The sequence below is a fragment of the Kitasatospora sp. NPDC057692 genome, from assembly GCF_042799475.1.
In the GTDB taxonomy this organism is placed as follows: Bacteria; Actinomycetota; Actinomycetes; order Streptomycetales; family Streptomycetaceae; genus Kitasatospora.
In genome coordinates, this window is record NZ_JBHVIV010000009.1 from 124,147 (window position 1) to 140,679 (window position 16,533).

The 16,533-nt window shown below is 72.7% G+C and carries 13 protein-coding genes and 1 pseudogene; 6 read left to right on the forward strand and 8 right to left on the reverse strand.

Going from position 1 to position 16,533, the window contains the following annotated elements; genetic code table 11:
- Positions 1-2,345, reverse strand: a pseudogene (locus tag ACFVFS_RS08265) (hypothetical protein); the annotation flags it as partial.
- A gap of 550 nt (positions 2,346-2,895) precedes the next feature.
- On the reverse strand, positions 2,896-3,330 hold the full coding sequence (mce, locus tag ACFVFS_RS08270) for a methylmalonyl-CoA epimerase (protein ID WP_380621459.1): 435 nt from the start codon (positions 3,328-3,330) through the stop codon (positions 2,896-2,898).
- A 257-nt stretch (positions 3,331-3,587) separates the two neighbouring features.
- Here mce and ACFVFS_RS08275 point away from each other — a divergent pair, with 257 nt between their 5' ends.
- Complete coding sequence (locus ACFVFS_RS08275; RefSeq protein WP_380621461.1) at positions 3,588-4,781, forward strand: acetyl-CoA C-acetyltransferase; 1,194 nt, start codon at positions 3,588-3,590, stop codon at positions 4,779-4,781.
- A gap of 80 nt (positions 4,782-4,861) precedes the next feature.
- Positions 4,862-5,818: a methylmalonyl Co-A mutase-associated GTPase MeaB gene (meaB, locus tag ACFVFS_RS08280; RefSeq protein WP_380621463.1), complete on the forward strand. Its 957-nt coding sequence runs from the start codon at positions 4,862-4,864 to the stop codon at positions 5,816-5,818.
- 73 nt (positions 5,819-5,891) lie between these two features.
- Here meaB and ACFVFS_RS08285 read toward each other — a convergent pair whose 3' ends face one another.
- The 4 genes from ACFVFS_RS08285 to ACFVFS_RS08300 all read right to left on the reverse strand — a co-directional run bounded on the left by ACFVFS_RS08285 (position 5,892) and on the right by ACFVFS_RS08300 (position 8,906).
- Positions 5,892-6,416 (reverse strand): MarR family winged helix-turn-helix transcriptional regulator, encoded by a 525-nt coding sequence (locus ACFVFS_RS08285; protein ID WP_380621465.1) that lies wholly within the window; start codon positions 6,414-6,416, stop codon positions 5,892-5,894.
- A gap of 119 nt (positions 6,417-6,535) precedes the next feature.
- On the reverse strand, positions 6,536-7,345 hold the full coding sequence (locus ACFVFS_RS08290) for an AIM24 family protein (protein ID WP_380621525.1): 810 nt from the start codon (positions 7,343-7,345) through the stop codon (positions 6,536-6,538).
- A gap of 272 nt (positions 7,346-7,617) precedes the next feature.
- Complete coding sequence (locus ACFVFS_RS08295; RefSeq protein ID WP_380621467.1) at positions 7,618-8,268, reverse strand: AIM24 family protein; 651 nt, start codon at positions 8,266-8,268, stop codon at positions 7,618-7,620.
- Positions 8,268-8,906: an AIM24 family protein gene (locus tag ACFVFS_RS08300; protein ID WP_376091517.1), complete on the reverse strand. Its 639-nt coding sequence runs from the start codon at positions 8,904-8,906 to the stop codon at positions 8,268-8,270. Before ACFVFS_RS08300 ends, ACFVFS_RS08295 begins: the two co-directional genes overlap by 1 nt.
- A 197-nt stretch (positions 8,907-9,103) precedes the next feature.
- On the opposite strand from ACFVFS_RS08300, the gene ACFVFS_RS08305 reads away from it, so the two are divergent.
- Entirely contained in the window at positions 9,104-9,418 is a 315-nt protein-coding gene (locus ACFVFS_RS08305; protein ID WP_380621470.1) for a DUF3817 domain-containing protein, read from the forward strand.
- Between the two features lie 92 nt (positions 9,419-9,510).
- Here the strand turns inward: ACFVFS_RS08305 and ACFVFS_RS08310 are convergent, their stop codons facing one another.
- Entirely contained in the window at positions 9,511-11,121 is a 1,611-nt protein-coding gene (locus tag ACFVFS_RS08310) for a M4 family metallopeptidase (RefSeq protein WP_380621472.1), read from the reverse strand.
- Between the two features lie 417 nt (positions 11,122-11,538).
- Positions 11,539-13,176 (reverse strand): M4 family metallopeptidase, encoded by a 1,638-nt coding sequence (locus ACFVFS_RS08315; protein ID WP_380621474.1) that lies wholly within the window; start codon positions 13,174-13,176, stop codon positions 11,539-11,541.
- Positions 13,177-13,666: 490 nt separating this feature from the next.
- Here ACFVFS_RS08315 and ACFVFS_RS08320 point away from each other — a divergent pair, with 490 nt between their 5' ends.
- The 3 genes from ACFVFS_RS08320 (at position 13,667) to ACFVFS_RS08330 (ending at position 16,488) form a co-directional block, all read left to right on the forward strand.
- Positions 13,667-14,206 carry a MarR family winged helix-turn-helix transcriptional regulator gene (locus ACFVFS_RS08320; RefSeq protein ID WP_380621476.1) on the forward strand — a complete coding sequence of 180 codons (540 nt, stop codon included), beginning with the start codon at positions 13,667-13,669 and terminating at the stop codon, positions 14,204-14,206.
- Positions 14,207-14,284: 78 nt separating this feature from the next.
- Entirely contained in the window at positions 14,285-14,626 is a 342-nt protein-coding gene (locus ACFVFS_RS08325) for a DUF3817 domain-containing protein (RefSeq protein ID WP_380285357.1), read from the forward strand.
- 176 nt (positions 14,627-14,802) lie between these two features.
- Complete coding sequence (locus ACFVFS_RS08330; protein ID WP_380621478.1) at positions 14,803-16,488, forward strand: methylmalonyl-CoA mutase; 1,686 nt, start codon at positions 14,803-14,805, stop codon at positions 16,486-16,488.
- Positions 16,489-16,533 lie beyond the last annotated feature (45 nt).

Genomic DNA, 16,533 nt, shown 5'->3' on the forward strand with positions numbered 1-16,533 from the left:
GTGAGTTCGGCGGCGGCGGTTTCGGCTTCGGTGCGGACGTGTTCGGCGTGGGCGTCGGCGGCCTCGCGGACCGCGGCGCTCTCCGCGGCGGTGCGCTCGGTCAGCTCCGCCGCGGCCGTCTCGGACTGCTCGCGTGCGGCGGTGGCGGCGGACAGCTGCTCGGCGGTCTCCTCGCGCTCCCGGAGCAGCCCGGCGGCGGCCTCCTCGCGCTCGCGCCGGCTCTCCTCGCGCAGTGCCAGGGCGGCGGCCTCGGCCTCGGCCCTGGCCCGCGCGGCCTCGGTGTCGGCCTCGGTGCGCACCCGCTCGGCGTCGGCCACCGCGGCGTCGCGGACGGCGTTCGCCTCGGCCTGCGCGTCGGTCCGCACCGCCTCGGCGGCGGCGTTCGCCTCCGCACGCACCCGCTGGTCGAACTCGGTGGCCTCGCGGCGCAGTTCGGCGGTGTCGCGCTCGGCGGCGGCCCGGTTCTCGGCGGCCGCGGCCTTGGCGGCGGTGAGCGCGTCCCGGCCCTGCTGCTCGGCGGTGGCGGTGGTCTTCGCGGCCTCGGCGCGGGCCCGCTCCAGGGTCTGCTCGGCCCGGCCCTGGGTCTCGGCGGCCTGCTCCTTGGCCTGCTCGCGCAGCCGCTCGATCTCGGCGGCGGCGCCCGCGCGGAGCTCGTCCGCGTCGGACTTGGCCTTGGTGAGCAGTTCCTCGGCGGTCTTCGCCGACTCCTCGATCTGCAGCACGGCCTGCCGGCGCGCCTCGCCGCGCACCCGGTCGGCCTCGGCGGCGGACTGCGAGCGCAGCTCCTCCGCCTCGGCGCGCAGCCGGGAGGCCTCGTCCTGCATCTCCTGGATCCGCTCGCGGATCGCGGCGGCGTCGTCCAGGGCGGCGTTCTGGGCGGCCTCGACGGCGGCCCGCGCCTGCTCGCGCAGCCGCTCGGCCTCGGCGGCGGCCTCGGCGCGGATCCGCTCGGCCTCGGAGGTGGCACCGGTGCGGGCGGACTCGGCGTCCTGGCCGGCCCGGTCGAGCATCTCCTCGGCGGCCTTGGCGGCCTTGGACAGGTGGGCGGCGGCCTCGGTGGCCCCGGCGGCCCGGCCGGCCTCCTCGGCCTCGCCGCGCAGCCGCTCGGCGGCGGCCTCGGCCTGCGCCCGCAGCTCGGCGACGTCCCGCTCGGCCTGGGCGCGCATCTCGGCGATCGCGGCCTCGGCCTCGGCACGCAGCTGCCCGGCCACCGACTCGGCGGTGGCGCGCAGCCGCTCGCTCTCCTCGGAGGCGGCGGCCTTGGCGGCCTCCGCCTCGGCCTGCTTGGTGGTGGCCTCGGCGCGGATCGCGTCGGCCTCCTTGGTCGCCTGGGCGACCATCCGGGCCACCTCGGCCCGGGCGGTCTGCGAGCGCTGCTCGTTGGCGGCCTCGCCGTCGGCGACCTTCCGCTCGACGGCGGCCTCGGCGTCGGCCTGCAGCCGCTCGGCGGCGGCCTCGGACCGCGCCCGCAGCTCGGCGGCCTCGGCGCGGGCCCGCTCGGCCTCGGCGACGGCCTCGGCCCGCAGCCGTGCTATCTCCGCCTGGGCGTGGTCCAGCTCCTGCCGGGCACGGGTCTGCTCGGCGGCGGCGGCCTCCTTGAGGTGGCCGATCTCGGCCCGGGCGGCGGTCAGCTGCTGCTCGGCGGCGGCGTGCGCGGCGGCGAGCTGCTGCTGGGCCTCGCCGCGCGCGGCGTCCACATCGGCGGCGGCCTGGGCGCCGGCCTGCTGGGCCTGCTCGGAGGCGGCCCGCAGCAGGCGCTCGGCGTCGCTCTGGGCGCGCTGGAGGGCGGCCTCGGCGGCGGCCTGGGCCTCGCCGCGGGCGGCGTCCACGTCGGCGGCGGTCTGCGCACGGGCCTGGTCGGAGAGCGCGGCGGCCTCGGCGCGGGCCGCGGCCATCATCCGATCGGACTCGGCGCGGGCCTCCTGCAGCAGGCGCTGGGCCTCCTGCTCGGTGCCGGCCCTGGTCTGCTCGGCCCAGTTGACGTTCTCGTTGACGTGCTGCTCGGCGCTGCGCCGCAGCTCGGCGAGCTCCTCCTCCAGCTGGCGGCGGCGGGCGGCCAGCTCGGCCTCCAGCCGGGCGGTGCGCTCGGCGGCCTCGGCCATGATCCGCTGGGTGGCGGCCTGGGAGTCGCGCAGCTGCCGCTCGGCGTCGGCGCGCAGCTGCTGCGCCTGCATCTCGGCGGTGCGGAGCATCTGCTCGGCCTGCCCGGACACGGCGTCGAAGGCGCGCGGCTGGGCGAGCATGCGGCGGGACTCGTGCAGCTTGGCCCGGAGCACCTCCACCTGGTAGGCGAGGTCCTCGGCATGCTCGACTGCCTTGTCCCGCTCCTTCCGAGTCCGATCCATCTCGGCCTCGAACTGGGAGAGGTGATCGTCAACCTCGTAGCGGTCGTAGCCCCGCACTCCGCGGTCCCATCCATCTCCTGGTCGCGTCCTCGACCCGGCCGGTCCGCGCTCCCGTTGTCCGGGCACGGTCCGACTGGTCCTTGCATCCGCGCCGTCCGGACGTCCCGGCCTAGCCGGGGACGCCCGCCGCGGTCGTCGGAGTCCGGGGCGTGGGAGCGCGGTCGATCCGCATTCCCCCGTCCGGGTGGACTCCTGGGCGAACTCTTGCCTTGTGGAGAATGGTGACAGATCCGTCTTGCGACTGTTCAGCCGTGCCCGCGTAATGGACTCCCCTGCGACGGGCCTCCCACCGGGGCGGACGGGCCTGTCTTCGGCCGTGCCCGTCGTCCCCGTCCCCCGGAGTCTTCGCGCACCTGGGCATTGTAGTGGGAGCGTCTTGCGGGGGAATGGTCGCGTGGGGGTTTTCCGGGTTGTCCGGCGAGGTTACTGACGGGTCATGAGGGTGGCGGGGCGGCGGACGGCCGGGTGCCGCCCCGCGGCGCGGCGGGCCTCAGTGCGCGTCGGGCCCGGCGGCGGTGACCAGCTCGGTCAGCACCCCGCCGCAGTCCTTGGGGTGCAGGAAGGTGATCCGCGACCCCATCGAGCCGGTGCGCGGCTGGTCGTAGAGGACCCGCACGCCCTTGGCCCGGATGTCCTCGGAGTCGGCGTCGACGTCGGCGGTGCCGAAGGCGATGTGGTGGACGCCCTCGCCGTTCTTCGCCAGCCACTTGCCGACCGGGGAGTCCTCGCGGATCGGCTCCAGCAGCTGGAGGTAGGAGGCGCCGCCGTCGCCGGTGTCGTTGATCTTGAGCATGGCCTCGCGGACGCCCTGCTCCTCGTTGACCTCGCTGTGGAACACCTCGAAGCCGTACGTGGAGCGGTAGAACTCGACCGTCTTGTCGAGGTCGCGGCAGGCGATGCCGATGTGGTCGATACGGGTGAGCACGGGGGCCTCCGGTCCGGGGACGGGTGCGACAGGACGGCAACAGTGCAGCGCATGCCGGACGGCGGCGCCAGCGATCGGGGTGCGAGCCTGCTCACACGGGCCGGGCGGCAGGGTTCACCCGGATCGGGGCGGCACGGTGTTGACTGGACCGTGCCAGTGCGCTCGATCACATCTTGGGTCCGGTGACGGGCGGGTAACAGGTCAGTACATTGAGCGGAATCCTCCACCTGGCCACGACGTGCGAAGGGGCTCGTCCCATGACCAACACCACCTCAGTGATCGTCGCCGGGGCGCGCACCCCGATGGGCCGGCTGCTCGGCTCCCTCAAGGGTTTCTCCGGTGCCGAACTCGGCGGCTTCGCGATCAAGGCGGCGCTGGAGCGGGCCGGCGTCTCCGGCGACCAGGTCCAGTACGTGATCATGGGCCAGGTCCTGCAGGCCGGCGCCGGGCAGATCCCGGCCCGCCAGGCCGCGGTCAGGGCCGGGATCCCGATGAGCGTCCCGGCGCTCACCGTCAACAAGGTGTGCCTCTCCGGCCTGGACGCCATCGCGCTGGCCGACCAGCTGATCCGGGCCGGCGAGTTCGACATCGTGGTGGCCGGCGGCCAGGAGTCCATGACCAACGCCCCGCACCTGCTGCCGAAGTCCCGCGAGGGCTACAAGTACGGCGCGATCGAGCTGCTCGACTCGATGGCGCACGACGGCCTGACCGACGCCTACGAGAACATCCCGATGGGCGAGTCCACCGAGAAGCACAACACCCGCCTCGGCATCCCGCGCGAGGTCCAGGACGAGATCGCCGCCGCCTCGCACCAGCGGGCCGCCAAGGCGCAGGCCGACGGCGTCTTCGACGCGGAGATCGTCCCGGTCGAGATCCCGCAGCGCAAGGGCGAGCCGGTACTGTTCAGCCAGGACGAGGGCATCCGCGCCGACACCACCGTCGAGGGCCTGGCCCGGCTGCGCCCGGCGTTCACCAAGGACGGCACCATCACCGCCGGCACCTCCTCGCAGATCTCGGACGGCGCCGCCGCCGTGGTCGTGATGAGCAGGGCCAAGGCCGAGGAGCTGGGCCTGAGCTGGATCGCCGAGATCGGCGCGCACGGCAACGTCGCCGGCCCGGACAACTCGCTCCAGTCGCAGCCGTCCAACGCGATCCGGCACGCGGTCGCCAAGGAGGGCATCGCCGTCGAGGACCTCGATCTGATCGAGATCAACGAGGCCTTCGCCGCCGTCGCCCACCAGTCGACGAAGGACCTCGGCGTCTCCTCCGAGATCGTCAACGTCAACGGCGGCGCGATCGCGCTCGGCCACCCGATCGGCATGTCCGGCGCCCGCGTGGTGCTGCACCTGGCGCTGGAGCTGCAGCGCCGCGGCGGCGGCGTCGGCGCGGCCGCGCTGTGCGGCGGCGGCGGCCAGGGCGACGCGCTGATCGTCCGGGTGCCCAAGGCCTGACCGGCGGACCGACCGATTCACACCGGGGCTGCGGACCGCCACAAGCGGTCCGCAGCCCTTCGGCGCAAGGAGACCCACCCATGATCGATGTGCCGACCCTGGTCGAGCAGGCCCGGCAGGGCCGTCCGCGGGCCGTCGCCCGCCTGATCTCGCTGGTCGAGAACGCCGCGCCCGAGCTGCGCGAGGTGATGGCCGCGCTGGCGCCGTACACCGGGCACGCCTACACCGTCGGCCTGACCGGCTCGCCGGGCGTGGGCAAGTCCACCTCCACCTCGGCCCTGGTCTCCGCCTACCGCCGGCTGGGCAAGCGGGTCGGCGTGCTGGCGGTCGACCCGTCCTCGCCGTTCTCCGGCGGCGCCCTGCTCGGCGACCGGGTCCGGATGCAGGACCACGCCACCGACTCCGAGGTGTTCATCCGCTCGATGGCCACCCGCGGCCACCTCGGCGGACTCTCCTGGGCCGCCCCGCAGGCGCTGCGGGTGCTGGACGCGGCCGGCTGCGACGTCATCCTGGTGGAGACGGTCGGCGTCGGCCAGTCCGAGGTGGAGATCGCCGCGCAGGCCGACACCACGGTGGTGCTGCTCGCCCCGGGGATGGGCGACGGCATCCAGGCCGCCAAGGCCGGGATCCTGGAGATCGGCGACCTGTTCGTGGTCAACAAGGCCGACCGGGAGGGCGCCGACGCCACGGCCCGGGAGCTGAACCACATGCTGGGCCTGGGCGAGGCCCGGGATCCGGGGGACTGGCGCCCGCCGATCGTGAAGACCGTCGCGGCCCGGGGCGAGGGCGTGGACGAGGTGGTCGAGGCGCTGGAGAAGCACCGCGCCTGGCTGGACGAGCACGGCGAGCTGGCCGTGCGGCGCCGGCGCCGGGCCGCCGACGAGATCGAGGCGATCGCGCTGGCCGCGCTGCGCGCCAGGATCGGCGACCTGCACGGCGACCGGCAGCTGGCCGCGCTGGCCGAGCGGGTGGTGTCCGGCGAGCTGGACCCCTACGGCGCGGCCGACCGGCTGGTGGCCGGCCTGACCGCGACCTGACCGGCTGGCGGGCGACGACCGGAGGCCGGCACCCCGTGGCGGGGCGCCGGCCCCGGCGCGTCCGGGCGGCCGCTCAGCCGCGGCCGCGCAGGCCCCGCAGGTGCTCGGCGACCGGGGCCAGCGCCTCGTACATCGCGTCGAGCTGCTCGGGGGAGAAACGGTCGATGAAGTGCGCCCGGACGCTGCGCACATGGCAGGGGGCGACCCGCTGCATGGTCTCCCAGCCCTGCTCGGTGAGGTTGGCGTAGAGGCCGCGCCGGTCGCCCGGACACTCCTGGCGCAGCACCAGTCCGGCGGTCTCCATCCGGGTGATCTGGTGCGAGAGCCGGCTCTTCGACTGGAGCGTGGCGGTGGCCAGGTCGGTCATCCGCATCCGCCGCTCGGGGGCCTCGGAGAGCACCACCAGGATCTCGTAGTCGTTGATCGCCAGGTTGTGCGGCTGGAGTTCACGGCTGAGCTGGTAGTCCAGCAGCTTGGCGACCTCCAGGTGGGCGCGCCACAACCGCTGCTCCCGGGCGGTCAGCCACGGGGTCTCCTCCTCGGGCCGTCCGGGTGCCGGGGCAGAGGGGTCTGCGGGGTCGATCGTGTGCGTCTCCATGGGCCCAGGATACCGCATTTAGTTCAATGTTGTACGACTTTGCCGGTCCGGACGTCCGGCGACCGCCGGGATCCGGCCACGGCGCGACAGGGTGTCCCCGCGCGCCGCGGCCGCCGCGGTCAGAGCCCGAAGCGCCGTCCGAGGTCGCCCAGGTTACCGAGACCGGGCACGTTCATGTTGGGCAGCTGGCCCCCGTGTCCCGAGGCGTGCTGGGGCGGCACCCCGCCCATCGGCACCCCGGCCTCGGCGTGCACCTGGCCGACCGCGCGCTCGGCCATCAGCACCTCGGTCGACTGCAGCAGCACCTGGCCGGCGCCGATGAACTCGAACTGGTGCTCCTCGCCGGACGCCCCGCCCAGGCCGGTGAGCCGGCGCAGGCCGCCGATCAGCCCGTGCATGTAGTCGTGGTCGTAGTGGTGGCACGGCGCCGGGCAGTCCGCCCAGCCGACCAGGGCCTGCGGGTCCACCCGGATCGGCGGCTCGACGAAGTGCACCGGCCCGTTGGAGGCGGCGACGAACTTGCCGCTGCCGATCAGGGTCAGGAAGCCCGGGATGATCGACTGCTTGAGCTTCAGGGTGGGCTCGTAGGCCAGCAGGTTCCCCGAGCGGACCGTCAGGTTCCCCTCCTCCAGGTCGTAGGAGTTGAGGTCGAAGGCCCGGTCGGCCAGCAGCAGCTTGCCGCGCCCCTCGGCGACCACCCAGTCCGCCGCGTGCATCGGCGAGTTGAAGTTCCCCATCAGCCGGTCGGCCACGCCGGCGCCGACGCCCTTGAAGGAGATGTCGCCGTAGTAGGCGATCATCTTGCCCTTCTGCAGGAAGTACGAGCCGTTGAGGTCCACCGAGAAGGCGTACGGGTTGACGTTGTCGTTGGACGGCAGGCTGTGCGCGTCGTGCACCACCGGGCCGGAGCCGTCCTGCGCCTTGGGCAGCGGGGCCTGCGCGCCGCCGTACTGCTCCTGGGCGTACTGCTGCGGCGGCTGGGCGGGGTAGCCCTGCGGCGGGGGCGGCGGGTAGCCGCCCTGCTGGGGGTAGCCCTGGGGCGGGTAGGGCTGCCCCTGCGGCGGGTACGGCTGGCCCGGCGGGGGGTAGGGCTGGTTCTGCGGCGGGTAGCCGGGCGGCGGGGCGGAGGGGTAGCCGGGCTGGGTCGGCTGGCCGTACGGGTCGTGCGGCTGCCCGTACGGGGGCTGCGGCGGGTAGGACATCAGAGCTTCTCCTCGCTCGCCTGCACGTACACAATGCCGTTCCCGGACAGCTCCAGCTGGAACGCCTCGCCGGAGCCGCGGCCGATCATGTCGCGCCACCCGAGCGCGGTGGACAGCTTGTTCTGGACCTGGCCGCGGTGCGCGACATAGGCCTGCGGGTCGACGTGCACCGGCTGGTGCGGGGTGATCGGCAGCTCGAAGACGCCGCCGTGCGCCATCACGGCGACCGCGCCGTGGCCGTCCAGCTTGGTGGTGAACAGGCCCTGGCCGGTCACCTGGCCGCGGACCATGCCCATCACGCCGCCCTGCGAGCCCATGAACATCGTGGACTGCTGGAGCGAGCCCTCGAAGGCCAGCAGCCGGTCGGCCTCGACGTACAGGGTGTCGCCGGTCAGGTCGATCACGTGCACGTGGTGGCCGCCGTGGCCGAACATCACGCTGCCCTGGCCCTCGACGCTCATCAGCGGGGTGTCCTCGTTGGCCACCCGGCGGCCGATCATCGACATCACGCCGCCCTGGCCGCCGGTGATGTTCGGCGTGAACCTCACCTCGCCGGTGTACGCGAGCATCGCGCCGCGCTGGCTGAACAGCCGTTGGCCCGGCACGACCCGGGCCTCGATCATCTTGTTGTTGATCTTCGTGAACGCCATCAGACGTCCCCCCCGACGGTCAGCTTCTCGGAGGGCTGCACGTAGACCAGGCCCTCGCCGGTGAACTCCACCTGGACGGCCTCGCCGCCGCCCTCGCCGATGAAGGTGCTCCAGCCGGCGCCGGACTTGATGGAGCGGTTGAGGTTGCCGGTGTGCGCGACGTACGCGCCGGGGTCGACCCGCAGCGGCGTGCCCTGGGAGACCCGCAGGATGATCGCCGGCCCCTTGGAGGTGACGGCGGCCCAGCCGTGGCCCTCGACCTTGGTGGTGAACAGGCCGTTGCCGGAGGACAGGCCGTTCAGGCCGGTGAAGCTGGTGCCGGTCTTCAGCGTGCCCTCGGTGCAGAGCAGGTTGTCCGACTCGACGTAGAGCGTCTCGCCGTTCAGCCGTACGAGGTTGATCTCGGTCGCCTGGTCGGCGAAGTAGCAGGTGCCCTGTCCCTTCACCTCCATGACGGTCATCTGCTCGCCGGTGAGCCGGCGGGTCACCATGCCGCGCAGGCCGTCACCGCCGCCGCTGAGCTTCTTGAAGTTCATCTGGCCCGTGTAGGCGACCATCGAGCCGTTCTTGGCCTTCACGGAGTCGCCGGTCATGTCGACGGCGAGCGTCTTTGACCCCTGGAGTCGAAACTGTGCCACGGCCGCAATCTAGCGGTCGACGGGCTCGGTGGGGGAGGGGGAGCGGCCGTTCTGGTACGCGTCTGCGACAAAACGGGCCGCCGGGCTCCGCTCCCACCCCCGGCGGAGGGTTCGGACATGTGCTCGGCGATAATGGAGCGGATGCTTGTGAGCCGGTTCACAAGCGATCTCCGAGCCCCCGTATCGAGGTACCCAACGTGAACAGCAGCGCCGTCCACCGCCTGCGCCTGGTCTCCGGCCCCGAAGGGGTCTCCTTCCTGCTCCTGCTGCTCTGCTCGGTGCTCAAGCGCACCACCGACTTCAACGCCGTTCCGGTGATGGGCATGGTCCACGGGATCCTGTTCATCCTGTACGTGGTCTTCTGGATCATGGCGTGGCAGACGCAGAAGTGGGACGTCAAGCGCGGCGCCCTGCTGTTCATCCTCTCGGTGCTCCCCGGCGGCGGCTTCGTGGCCGAGCGGATGCTCGCCAAGGAGGAGCGCGGGAAGGCCGCGGTGCCGGCCGCGGCCTGATCCCCCCCGTACACGCCGGCAGGCTGCCGGGGCCCCCTCTCCCAGTGGGCCCCGGCAGCCTGCCGTCTTTTCCGGAGGTGGTCCGTCGGCGGTTAGTTGACGCCCACCGCGCTCCAGGCCGCGGCCACCGTCTTGTACTCGGTCGTGTTGGTGCCGCCGTAGAGGTCCGCCGCGGCGGACAGGGTGCCGGCGCGGGCCCCCTTGTAGTTGGTGCTGGAGGTGAAGTACACGGTCAGCGCCCGGTACCAGATGGCGGCGGCCTTGGTGCGGCCGATGCCGACGACGGTCGAGCCGTTGGAGGTCGGGCTGTTGTAGTTGACGCCGTTGATCGTCTTGGCGCCGCTGCCCTCGGACAGCAGGTAGAAGAAGTGGTTGGCCACGCCCGAGGAGTAGTGGACGTCGATGCCGCCGATCCCGGAGTACCAGGTGTCCTTGGACGAGCCGTCCTTGGAGGGCTTGTCCATGTAGCGCAGCGGCTGGCCGTTGCCGAAGATGTTGATCTTCTCGCCGATGAGGTAGTCCGGCACGTCCACCGGCAGGTTGGCGTACCACTCGACCAGGGTGCCGAAGATGTCCGAGGTGGCCTCGTTGAGGCCGCCGGACTCGCCGGAGTAGGTGAGGTTGGCGGTCGCCGAGGTGACGCCGTGGCTCATCTCGTGGCCGGCCACGTCGACGGCGGTCAGCGGGTTGGTGTTGTTGGTGCCGTCGCCGTAGGTCATGCAGAAGCAGGAGTCCTGCCAGAAGGCGTTGACGTAGGCGTTGCCGTAGTGCACCCGGTTGCTGGCGCCGACACCGTTGTTCTTGATGCCGTTGCGGTTGAAGGTGTTCTTGAAGTAGTCCCAGGTGGCGCCGGTGCCGTACTGCGCGTCGACCGCGGCGGACTGGGTGTCCGAGGCGAGCCCGTTGCCCCAGTTGTTGTCCGCGTCGGTGTACAGGGCGTTGCCGCTCTTGGCGTTGCCGGTCCACTGGTTCCCGCGGGACGGGTCCTTGAGCTGGTAGGTGCTCCCGCTCTGGGTGGTGTTCAGGGTGACGGTGCCGACGTGGACGCCCTTGCCGGTGCCGTTGACGGTCTGCACCTCCTCGTGGGTGGAGAGCACCCGGCCGGTGGCGGCGTCGGTGACCAGCCGCTGGCTGCTCGGGGTGCCGTCGGCCCGCTCGCCGCTGACCACCGTCCGGTAGGCCAGCCGCGGGCTGCCGTCGCCCGCCCAGACCACCAGGGTCGGGGCGCTCGCGCCGTCGACCCGGGTGACCGGGGAGGCGTCCTTGTCGGTGGGGGCGATGCCGACGGTGGCCCGGACCGAGGCGACGGCCTGGTCGGAGGCCGTGCCGGCGGAGAGCGCCGGGGTGAGGCTCGGCAGCGAGAGCCGGCCCTCGAAGGCCCGGTCCACCGAGGCGATCGTGCCGTTGGCCTTCTGGTGGACGACGAGGTCGCCGCCCAGGACCGGCAGGCCGGCGTAGGTGCGGTCGTAGCGCAGGTGGCGCGTGCCGTCGGCGTCGACCACCACGTCCTTCACGACCAGCTGCTCCTGGCCGCCGAGGGCGAGCGCCCTGGCGACCGGCGCGGCCTGCTGCCCGGCCAGCGCGATGAGCGACGCCTGCTGCGGGACGGGCGCGGCCTGGGCGGGGGCGGCGGCGACCTGGATGGCGCCGGCCAGCAGGGCGGTGGCGGAGAGTGCGGCGCCGACTGTCAGCTTTCGCTTCACGAGCGGGTTCCTTCCACGAAACCGCGGGTGCGCGGTCACGCCTCGTACCGGGGCGCCGGGGTTGGCGCCAGGGGGCGGTAGGGCGCTGACGTGCTGCTCCCGTGCGGCCTGACGCGCCGTCGATGGGTGGGGGCGACGGGCGTCCGGACGGGGCTGTGGGCAGAAGCATGACAATGCATGTCGTGAAATGACAGGGCACCGCCAGGTATTGGCCAGGTCTCGCCAAGACCCGTACGGGTGGGTCCGGGCGCGACAGCTGACCGTTTGGCACCGGTTCGTCCCTTGGCGGGATCCCGCCAGCGGCGGGCCTTGTCGACCCGGGGCGGCGTTGCTACGCGGGTGGAGGAAGGGCGGACGGGGCAGGCGCCCGGGGGCCTCCCCTCCCGGCGGGGACCCCGGACGCCTGCCGGACGGGCGTCAGTTGACGTTGACGCCGCTCCACGCGGCCGCCACCGCGGCGTACTCGGCGCCGCCGGCGCCGTAGAGGTCGGCCGCCGCGCTCAGGGTGCCGGTGCGGGCCGCCTTGTAGTTGGTGGTCGAGGTGAAGTAGACGGTCAGCGCGCGGTACCAGATCGCCGCGGCCTTGTCCCGGCCTATGCCGGTGACCGTCGAGCCGTTGGAGGTCGGGCTGTCGTAGCTCACGCCGTTGATGGTCCTGGCGCCGCTGCCCTCGGCCAGCAGGTAGAAGAAGTGGTTGCCCACGCCCGAGGAGTAGTGGACGTCCAGGCCGCCCACCGAGGAGGACCAGGAGTCGGCCGAGCTGCCGTCCTTGGAGGGCTTGTCCATGTAGCGCAGCGGGGTGCCGTCGCCGTTGATGTCGATCTCCTCGCCGATGAGGTAGTCCGGCTTGTCGGCGGGGAGGTTGGCGGACCACTCGACCAGGGTGCCGAAGATGTCCGAGGTGGCCTCGTTGAGGCCGCCGGACTCGCCCGAGTAGTTCAGGCCGGCGGTGGCCGAGGTGACGCCGTGGGTCATCTCGTGGCCCGCGACGTCCAGCGCGGTCAGCGGGTTGGCGTTGTTGGTGCCGTCGCCGTACGTCATGCAGAAGCAGGAGTCGTTCCAGAACGCGTTGACGTAGTTCCGGCCGTAGTGGACCCGGCTGGTGGCGCCGACGCCGTTGTTCTTGATGCCGTTGCGGCCGAAGGTGTTCTTGTAGTAGTCCCAGGTGGCCGCCGCGCCGAACTGGGCGTCCACCGCGGCCGACTGGCGGTTGGCGGCGGTGCCGTCGCCCCAGACGTTGTCGGTGTCGGTGAACAGGGTGCCGGAGCCGGAGGTCTTGCCCTTGAGGTCGCTGGTGGACTGGCCGCCGCGCGAGGCGTCCTTGAGCGAGTAGGACGAGCCGCTCTGGGTGGTGGTCAGCGGGACGGTGCCGACGAAGACGCCGGTGCCGGTGCCGGAGGCGGTCTGCACCTGCTCGTGGCTGGAGAGGACCCGGCCGGTGGTGGCGTCGGTGACCAGCAGCTGGCTGCTGGGGGTGCCGTCGGCCCGGACGCCCTCCACGGTGGTGCGGTAGGCGAGGCGCGGACTGCCGTCGGCGGCCCAGACGACCAGCTGGGCGGCGCCGGCCTGATGCACCGCGGTGAGCGGGGACTCGTCCTTGTCGGCGGCGATGCCGACGGTGGACCGCACCGCGCCGGAGGCCTGGGCGGCGGCCTGGTCGGCGGGGATCTTCGGCGTCAGGCCGGGCACCGCGATCTGCGCGGAGACGGCCTTGTCGACCGCCTTGACGGTGCCGTCGGCGGTCTGGTGCACGACCAGGTCGCCGCCGAGCACCGGCAGGCCGGCGTAGGTGCGCTCGAAGCGGAGGTGGCGCGTGCCGTCGGCGTCGACCACGGCGTCCTTGGCGACCAGGCTCTCCTGGCCGCCCAGCCCGAGGGCCTTGGCCAGCGGGCCGGCCTGACCGTTCGCCAGCGCGATCAGGTCGGCGCGGTGCTGCGCGGCCTGGGCCTGGACGGCGGGGGTGGGAGCGGCCTGGGCGGCGGTGCTCACCTGGATGACACCGGTGAGCAGGACGGTGGCGGAGAGTACGGCGCCGGCTGCGAGCTTTCGCTTCACGTACAGGTCCTTCCGGGAAACCGCGTGTGCGCGGTCGCACCGCGTTCCGGGGTGCCGGGATTGGCGCCTGAGGGGCGGAACGGGTGCTGACGTGCTGCTCCGTGCGGTCCGCGGCGGCCACCGGCGAGTGGGGCGGTGGCCACCGGACGGGGCTGGCGGAAAGCATGACAATCCGACAAGTGAAATGACAGGTCTTGTTCATGGATTGGCCAGGTCCCGCCAATGTTGCGGAAGGTGAAGAGGGTGACGAACGGGGCGAATCACCCCGTCCTTCGGCGGGTTACCGCCCGAACCGAGGCCTGATAGCGGGGTCGGCGCCGCCCGCGGGGCCAACCCCGCCGCCCGTGCCGACGGTTGGCGCCCGTTCACACCCCTGCAACGCGCTGGTCCGTACCTGACGGGTCGGTTGGCGTGTTCCCGCCACGTGTCGCGCTTGTCCACCATCAGGACGCCTGGTAGCCGGGGTCGCGCCCGCCGGTACGGTAAGGAGGTGGCCAAGCCCCTCGCACTCGACTTCGACCCGATCGCCCGCGCCGACGAGCTGTGGACCCGCCGCTGGGGGACCGTCCCCGCGATGGCGGCGATCACCTCGATCATGCGGGCCCACCAGATCCTGCTCTCCCGCGTGGACGCGGTCCTCAAGCCGTACGGGCTGACCTTCGCCCGCTACGAGGCGCTGGTGCTGCTCACCTTCAGCCGGACCGGCGAGCTGTCGCTCTCCAAGATCGGCGAGCGCCTCATGGTCCACCCGACCAGCGTCACCAACACCGTCGACCGCCTGGAGCGGGCCGGCCTGGTCGCCCGCCGCCCGAACCCGCTGGACGGCCGCGGCGTGCTCGCGGCGATCACCGACCGGGGGCGCGAGGTCGTCGAGGGCGCCACCCGCGAGCTCATGGCGATGGAGTTCGGCCTGGAGGAGTACGACGAGGGTCAGTGCCGCGAGGTCTTCGACCTGCTCCGTCCGCTGCGGGTGGCGGCGGGCGACTTCGCGGACGTTCCCGGCGAGGGGCCTGCGCGGCCGGGGGCGTGAGGGCGGCTACCCTCGTGTGAGCGGTGCGCGGATCAGGGCGTACCCCCCCCGACGCTGCCGAGCGAGGCGATGAAGACGATGAAGGCGACCCCCCTGCTGGGCTGGTACCGCGCCCTGGCCATTGCGACCGGTGTGGCACTGCTGGTGTTCTGCGGCTTCATGGTCGCGAAGTACGGCTTCGACACGGCCGAGGACGTGACCACCTACGTCGCGATGCTGCACGGCTACCTCTACATCGGGTACTTCGTGGTGACCTTCCTGCTCGGCCAGAAGCTCAAGTGGCCGCTGGGCCGGATGGTGTTCACCCTGGCCGCCGGCTGCATCCCGTTCGCCTCCTTCGTCGCCGAGCGCAAGGTGGTCGCCGAGGCCGCCGCCAAGCTGCCCGCCGGTGACGCCGCCCGCCAGCCGGCCGGCGTCTGAGCGAAGCCCCAGGGCGCCCTTCCCCGGACGGGGGAGGGCGCCCTTGCGTCTGCCCCGCTACTCTCCCGTCCGGGCGTCCGTCGACAAATAGTAGGACGTCCGAGTAAATTGGTAGGACGTCCTAACAGCTGTGCCGCCCGCTGGTGTGGCGGCCGTACGGAGCGGAGTTCGGGGTCATGGACGCCGAGGAGATCGAGCGCGGGCGGCAGCGCTGGCAGCAGCGGTACGACAGTGCCCGCAAGCGGGACGCGGACTTCACCACCCTCTCCGGGGACGAGGTCGAGCCGGTCTACGGCCCGGCTCCCGGGCAGGCCTACGAGGGCTTCGAGCGGATCGGCTGGCCCGGCGAGTACCCGTACACCCGGGGTCTGCACCCGACCGGCTACCGCGGCCGGACGTGGACCATCCGCCAGTTCGCCGGCTTCGGCAACGCCGAGCAGACCAACGAGCGGTACCGGATGATCCTGGAGGCGGGCGGCGGCGGCCTCTCGGTCGCCTTCGACATGCCCACCCTGATGGGGTACGACTCCGACGACCCGCGCTCGCTCGGCGAGGTCGGCCACTGCGGTGTCGCGATCGACTCGGCCGCCGACATGGAGGTGCTGTTCCGCGGCATCCCGCTCGGCGACGTCACCACCTCGATGACGATCAGCGGCCCGGCGGTGCCGATCTTCTGCATGTACCTGGTCGCCGCCGAGCGGCAGGGCGTCGACCCGGCGGTGCTCAACGGCACCCTGCAGACCGACATCTTCAAGGAGTACATCGCCCAGAAGGAGTGGCTCTTCGCTCCCGAGCCGCACCTGCGGCTGATCGGCGACCTCATGGAGTACTGCGCGAACGGGATCCCGGCGTACAAGCCGCTCTCGGTCTCCGGCTACCACATCCGCGAGGCCGGGGCGACGGCCGCGCAGGAGCTGGCGTACACCCTGGCCGACGGTTTCGCCTACGTCGAGCTGGGCCTGTCCCGGGGCCTGGACGTGGACGTCTTCGCGCCGGGTCTGTCCTTCTTCTTCGACGCGCACCTCGACTTCTTCGAGGAGATCGCCAAGTTCCGCGCCGCCCGCCGGATCTGGGCCCGCTGGATGCGCGAGCGGTTCGGCGCGAAGACCGAGAAGGCCCAGTGGCTGCGGTTCCACACCCAGACCGCCGGTGTCTCGCTCACCGCCCAGCAGCCGTACAACAACGTGGTCCGCACCGCCGTCGAGGCGCTCTCGGCGGTGCTCGGCGGTACCAACTCGCTGCACACCAACGCCCTGGACGAGACCCTGGCGCTGCCCTCCGAGCAGGCCGCCGAGATCGCCCTGCGCACCCAGCAGGTGCTGATGGAGGAGACCGGCGTCACCAATGTCGCCGACCCGCTGGGCGGCTCCTGGTACGTCGAGGCGCTGACCGACCGGATCGAGCAGCAGGCCGAGGAGATCTTCCGGCGGATCCTGGACAAGGGCCGCGAGGACCACGAGATCGGCCCGATCACCTCCGGCATCCTGCGCGGGATCGAGGAGGGCTGGTTCACCGGCGAGATCGCCGAGGCCGCCTTCCAGTACCAGCAGGCGGTGGAGAAGGGCGAGAAGCGGGTCGTCGGCGTCAACTGCCACCCGCGCAGCGTCACCCCCGAGCTGGAGATCCTGCGGGTCAGCCACGAGGTGGAGCGCGAGCAGGTCCGGGGCCTGGGCGCGCGCAAGGCGGGCCGCGACGAGGCCGCGGTCAAGGCCGGCCTGGACGCGATGCTGGCCGCCGCGCGGTCCGGCGCGTCGATGATCCCGCCGATGCTGGACGCGGTGCGGGCCGAGGCGACCCTGGGCGAGATCTGCAACGCGCTGCGCGAGGAGTGGGGGATCTACCGGGAGACCGCCCGGTTCTGAGCCCGTCCCCGCCGAGGGCCGATCCCGCCGAAGGCTCTTCCCGCC

What these genes read in the sequence shown, in the direction of transcription:
- ACFVFS_RS08275 (WP_380621461.1), top strand. Translation starts at nt 3,588, where the DNA reads ATGACCAACACCACCTCAGTGATCGTCGCCGGGGCGCGCACCCCGATG.
- meaB (WP_380621463.1), top strand. Translation starts at nt 4,862, where the DNA reads ATGATCGATGTGCCGACCCTGGTCGAGCAGGCCCGGCAGGGCCGTCCG.
- ACFVFS_RS08285 (WP_380621465.1), bottom strand. Translation starts at nt 6,416, where the DNA reads ATGGAGACGCACACGATCGACCCCGCAGACCCCTCTGCCCCGGCACCC.
- ACFVFS_RS08295 (WP_380621467.1), bottom strand. Translation starts at nt 8,268, where the DNA reads ATGGCGTTCACGAAGATCAACAACAAGATGATCGAGGCCCGGGTCGTG.
- ACFVFS_RS08325 (WP_380285357.1), top strand. Translation starts at nt 14,285, where the DNA reads ATGAAGGCGACCCCCCTGCTGGGCTGGTACCGCGCCCTGGCCATTGCG.
- ACFVFS_RS08330 (WP_380621478.1), top strand. Translation starts at nt 14,803, where the DNA reads ATGGACGCCGAGGAGATCGAGCGCGGGCGGCAGCGCTGGCAGCAGCGG.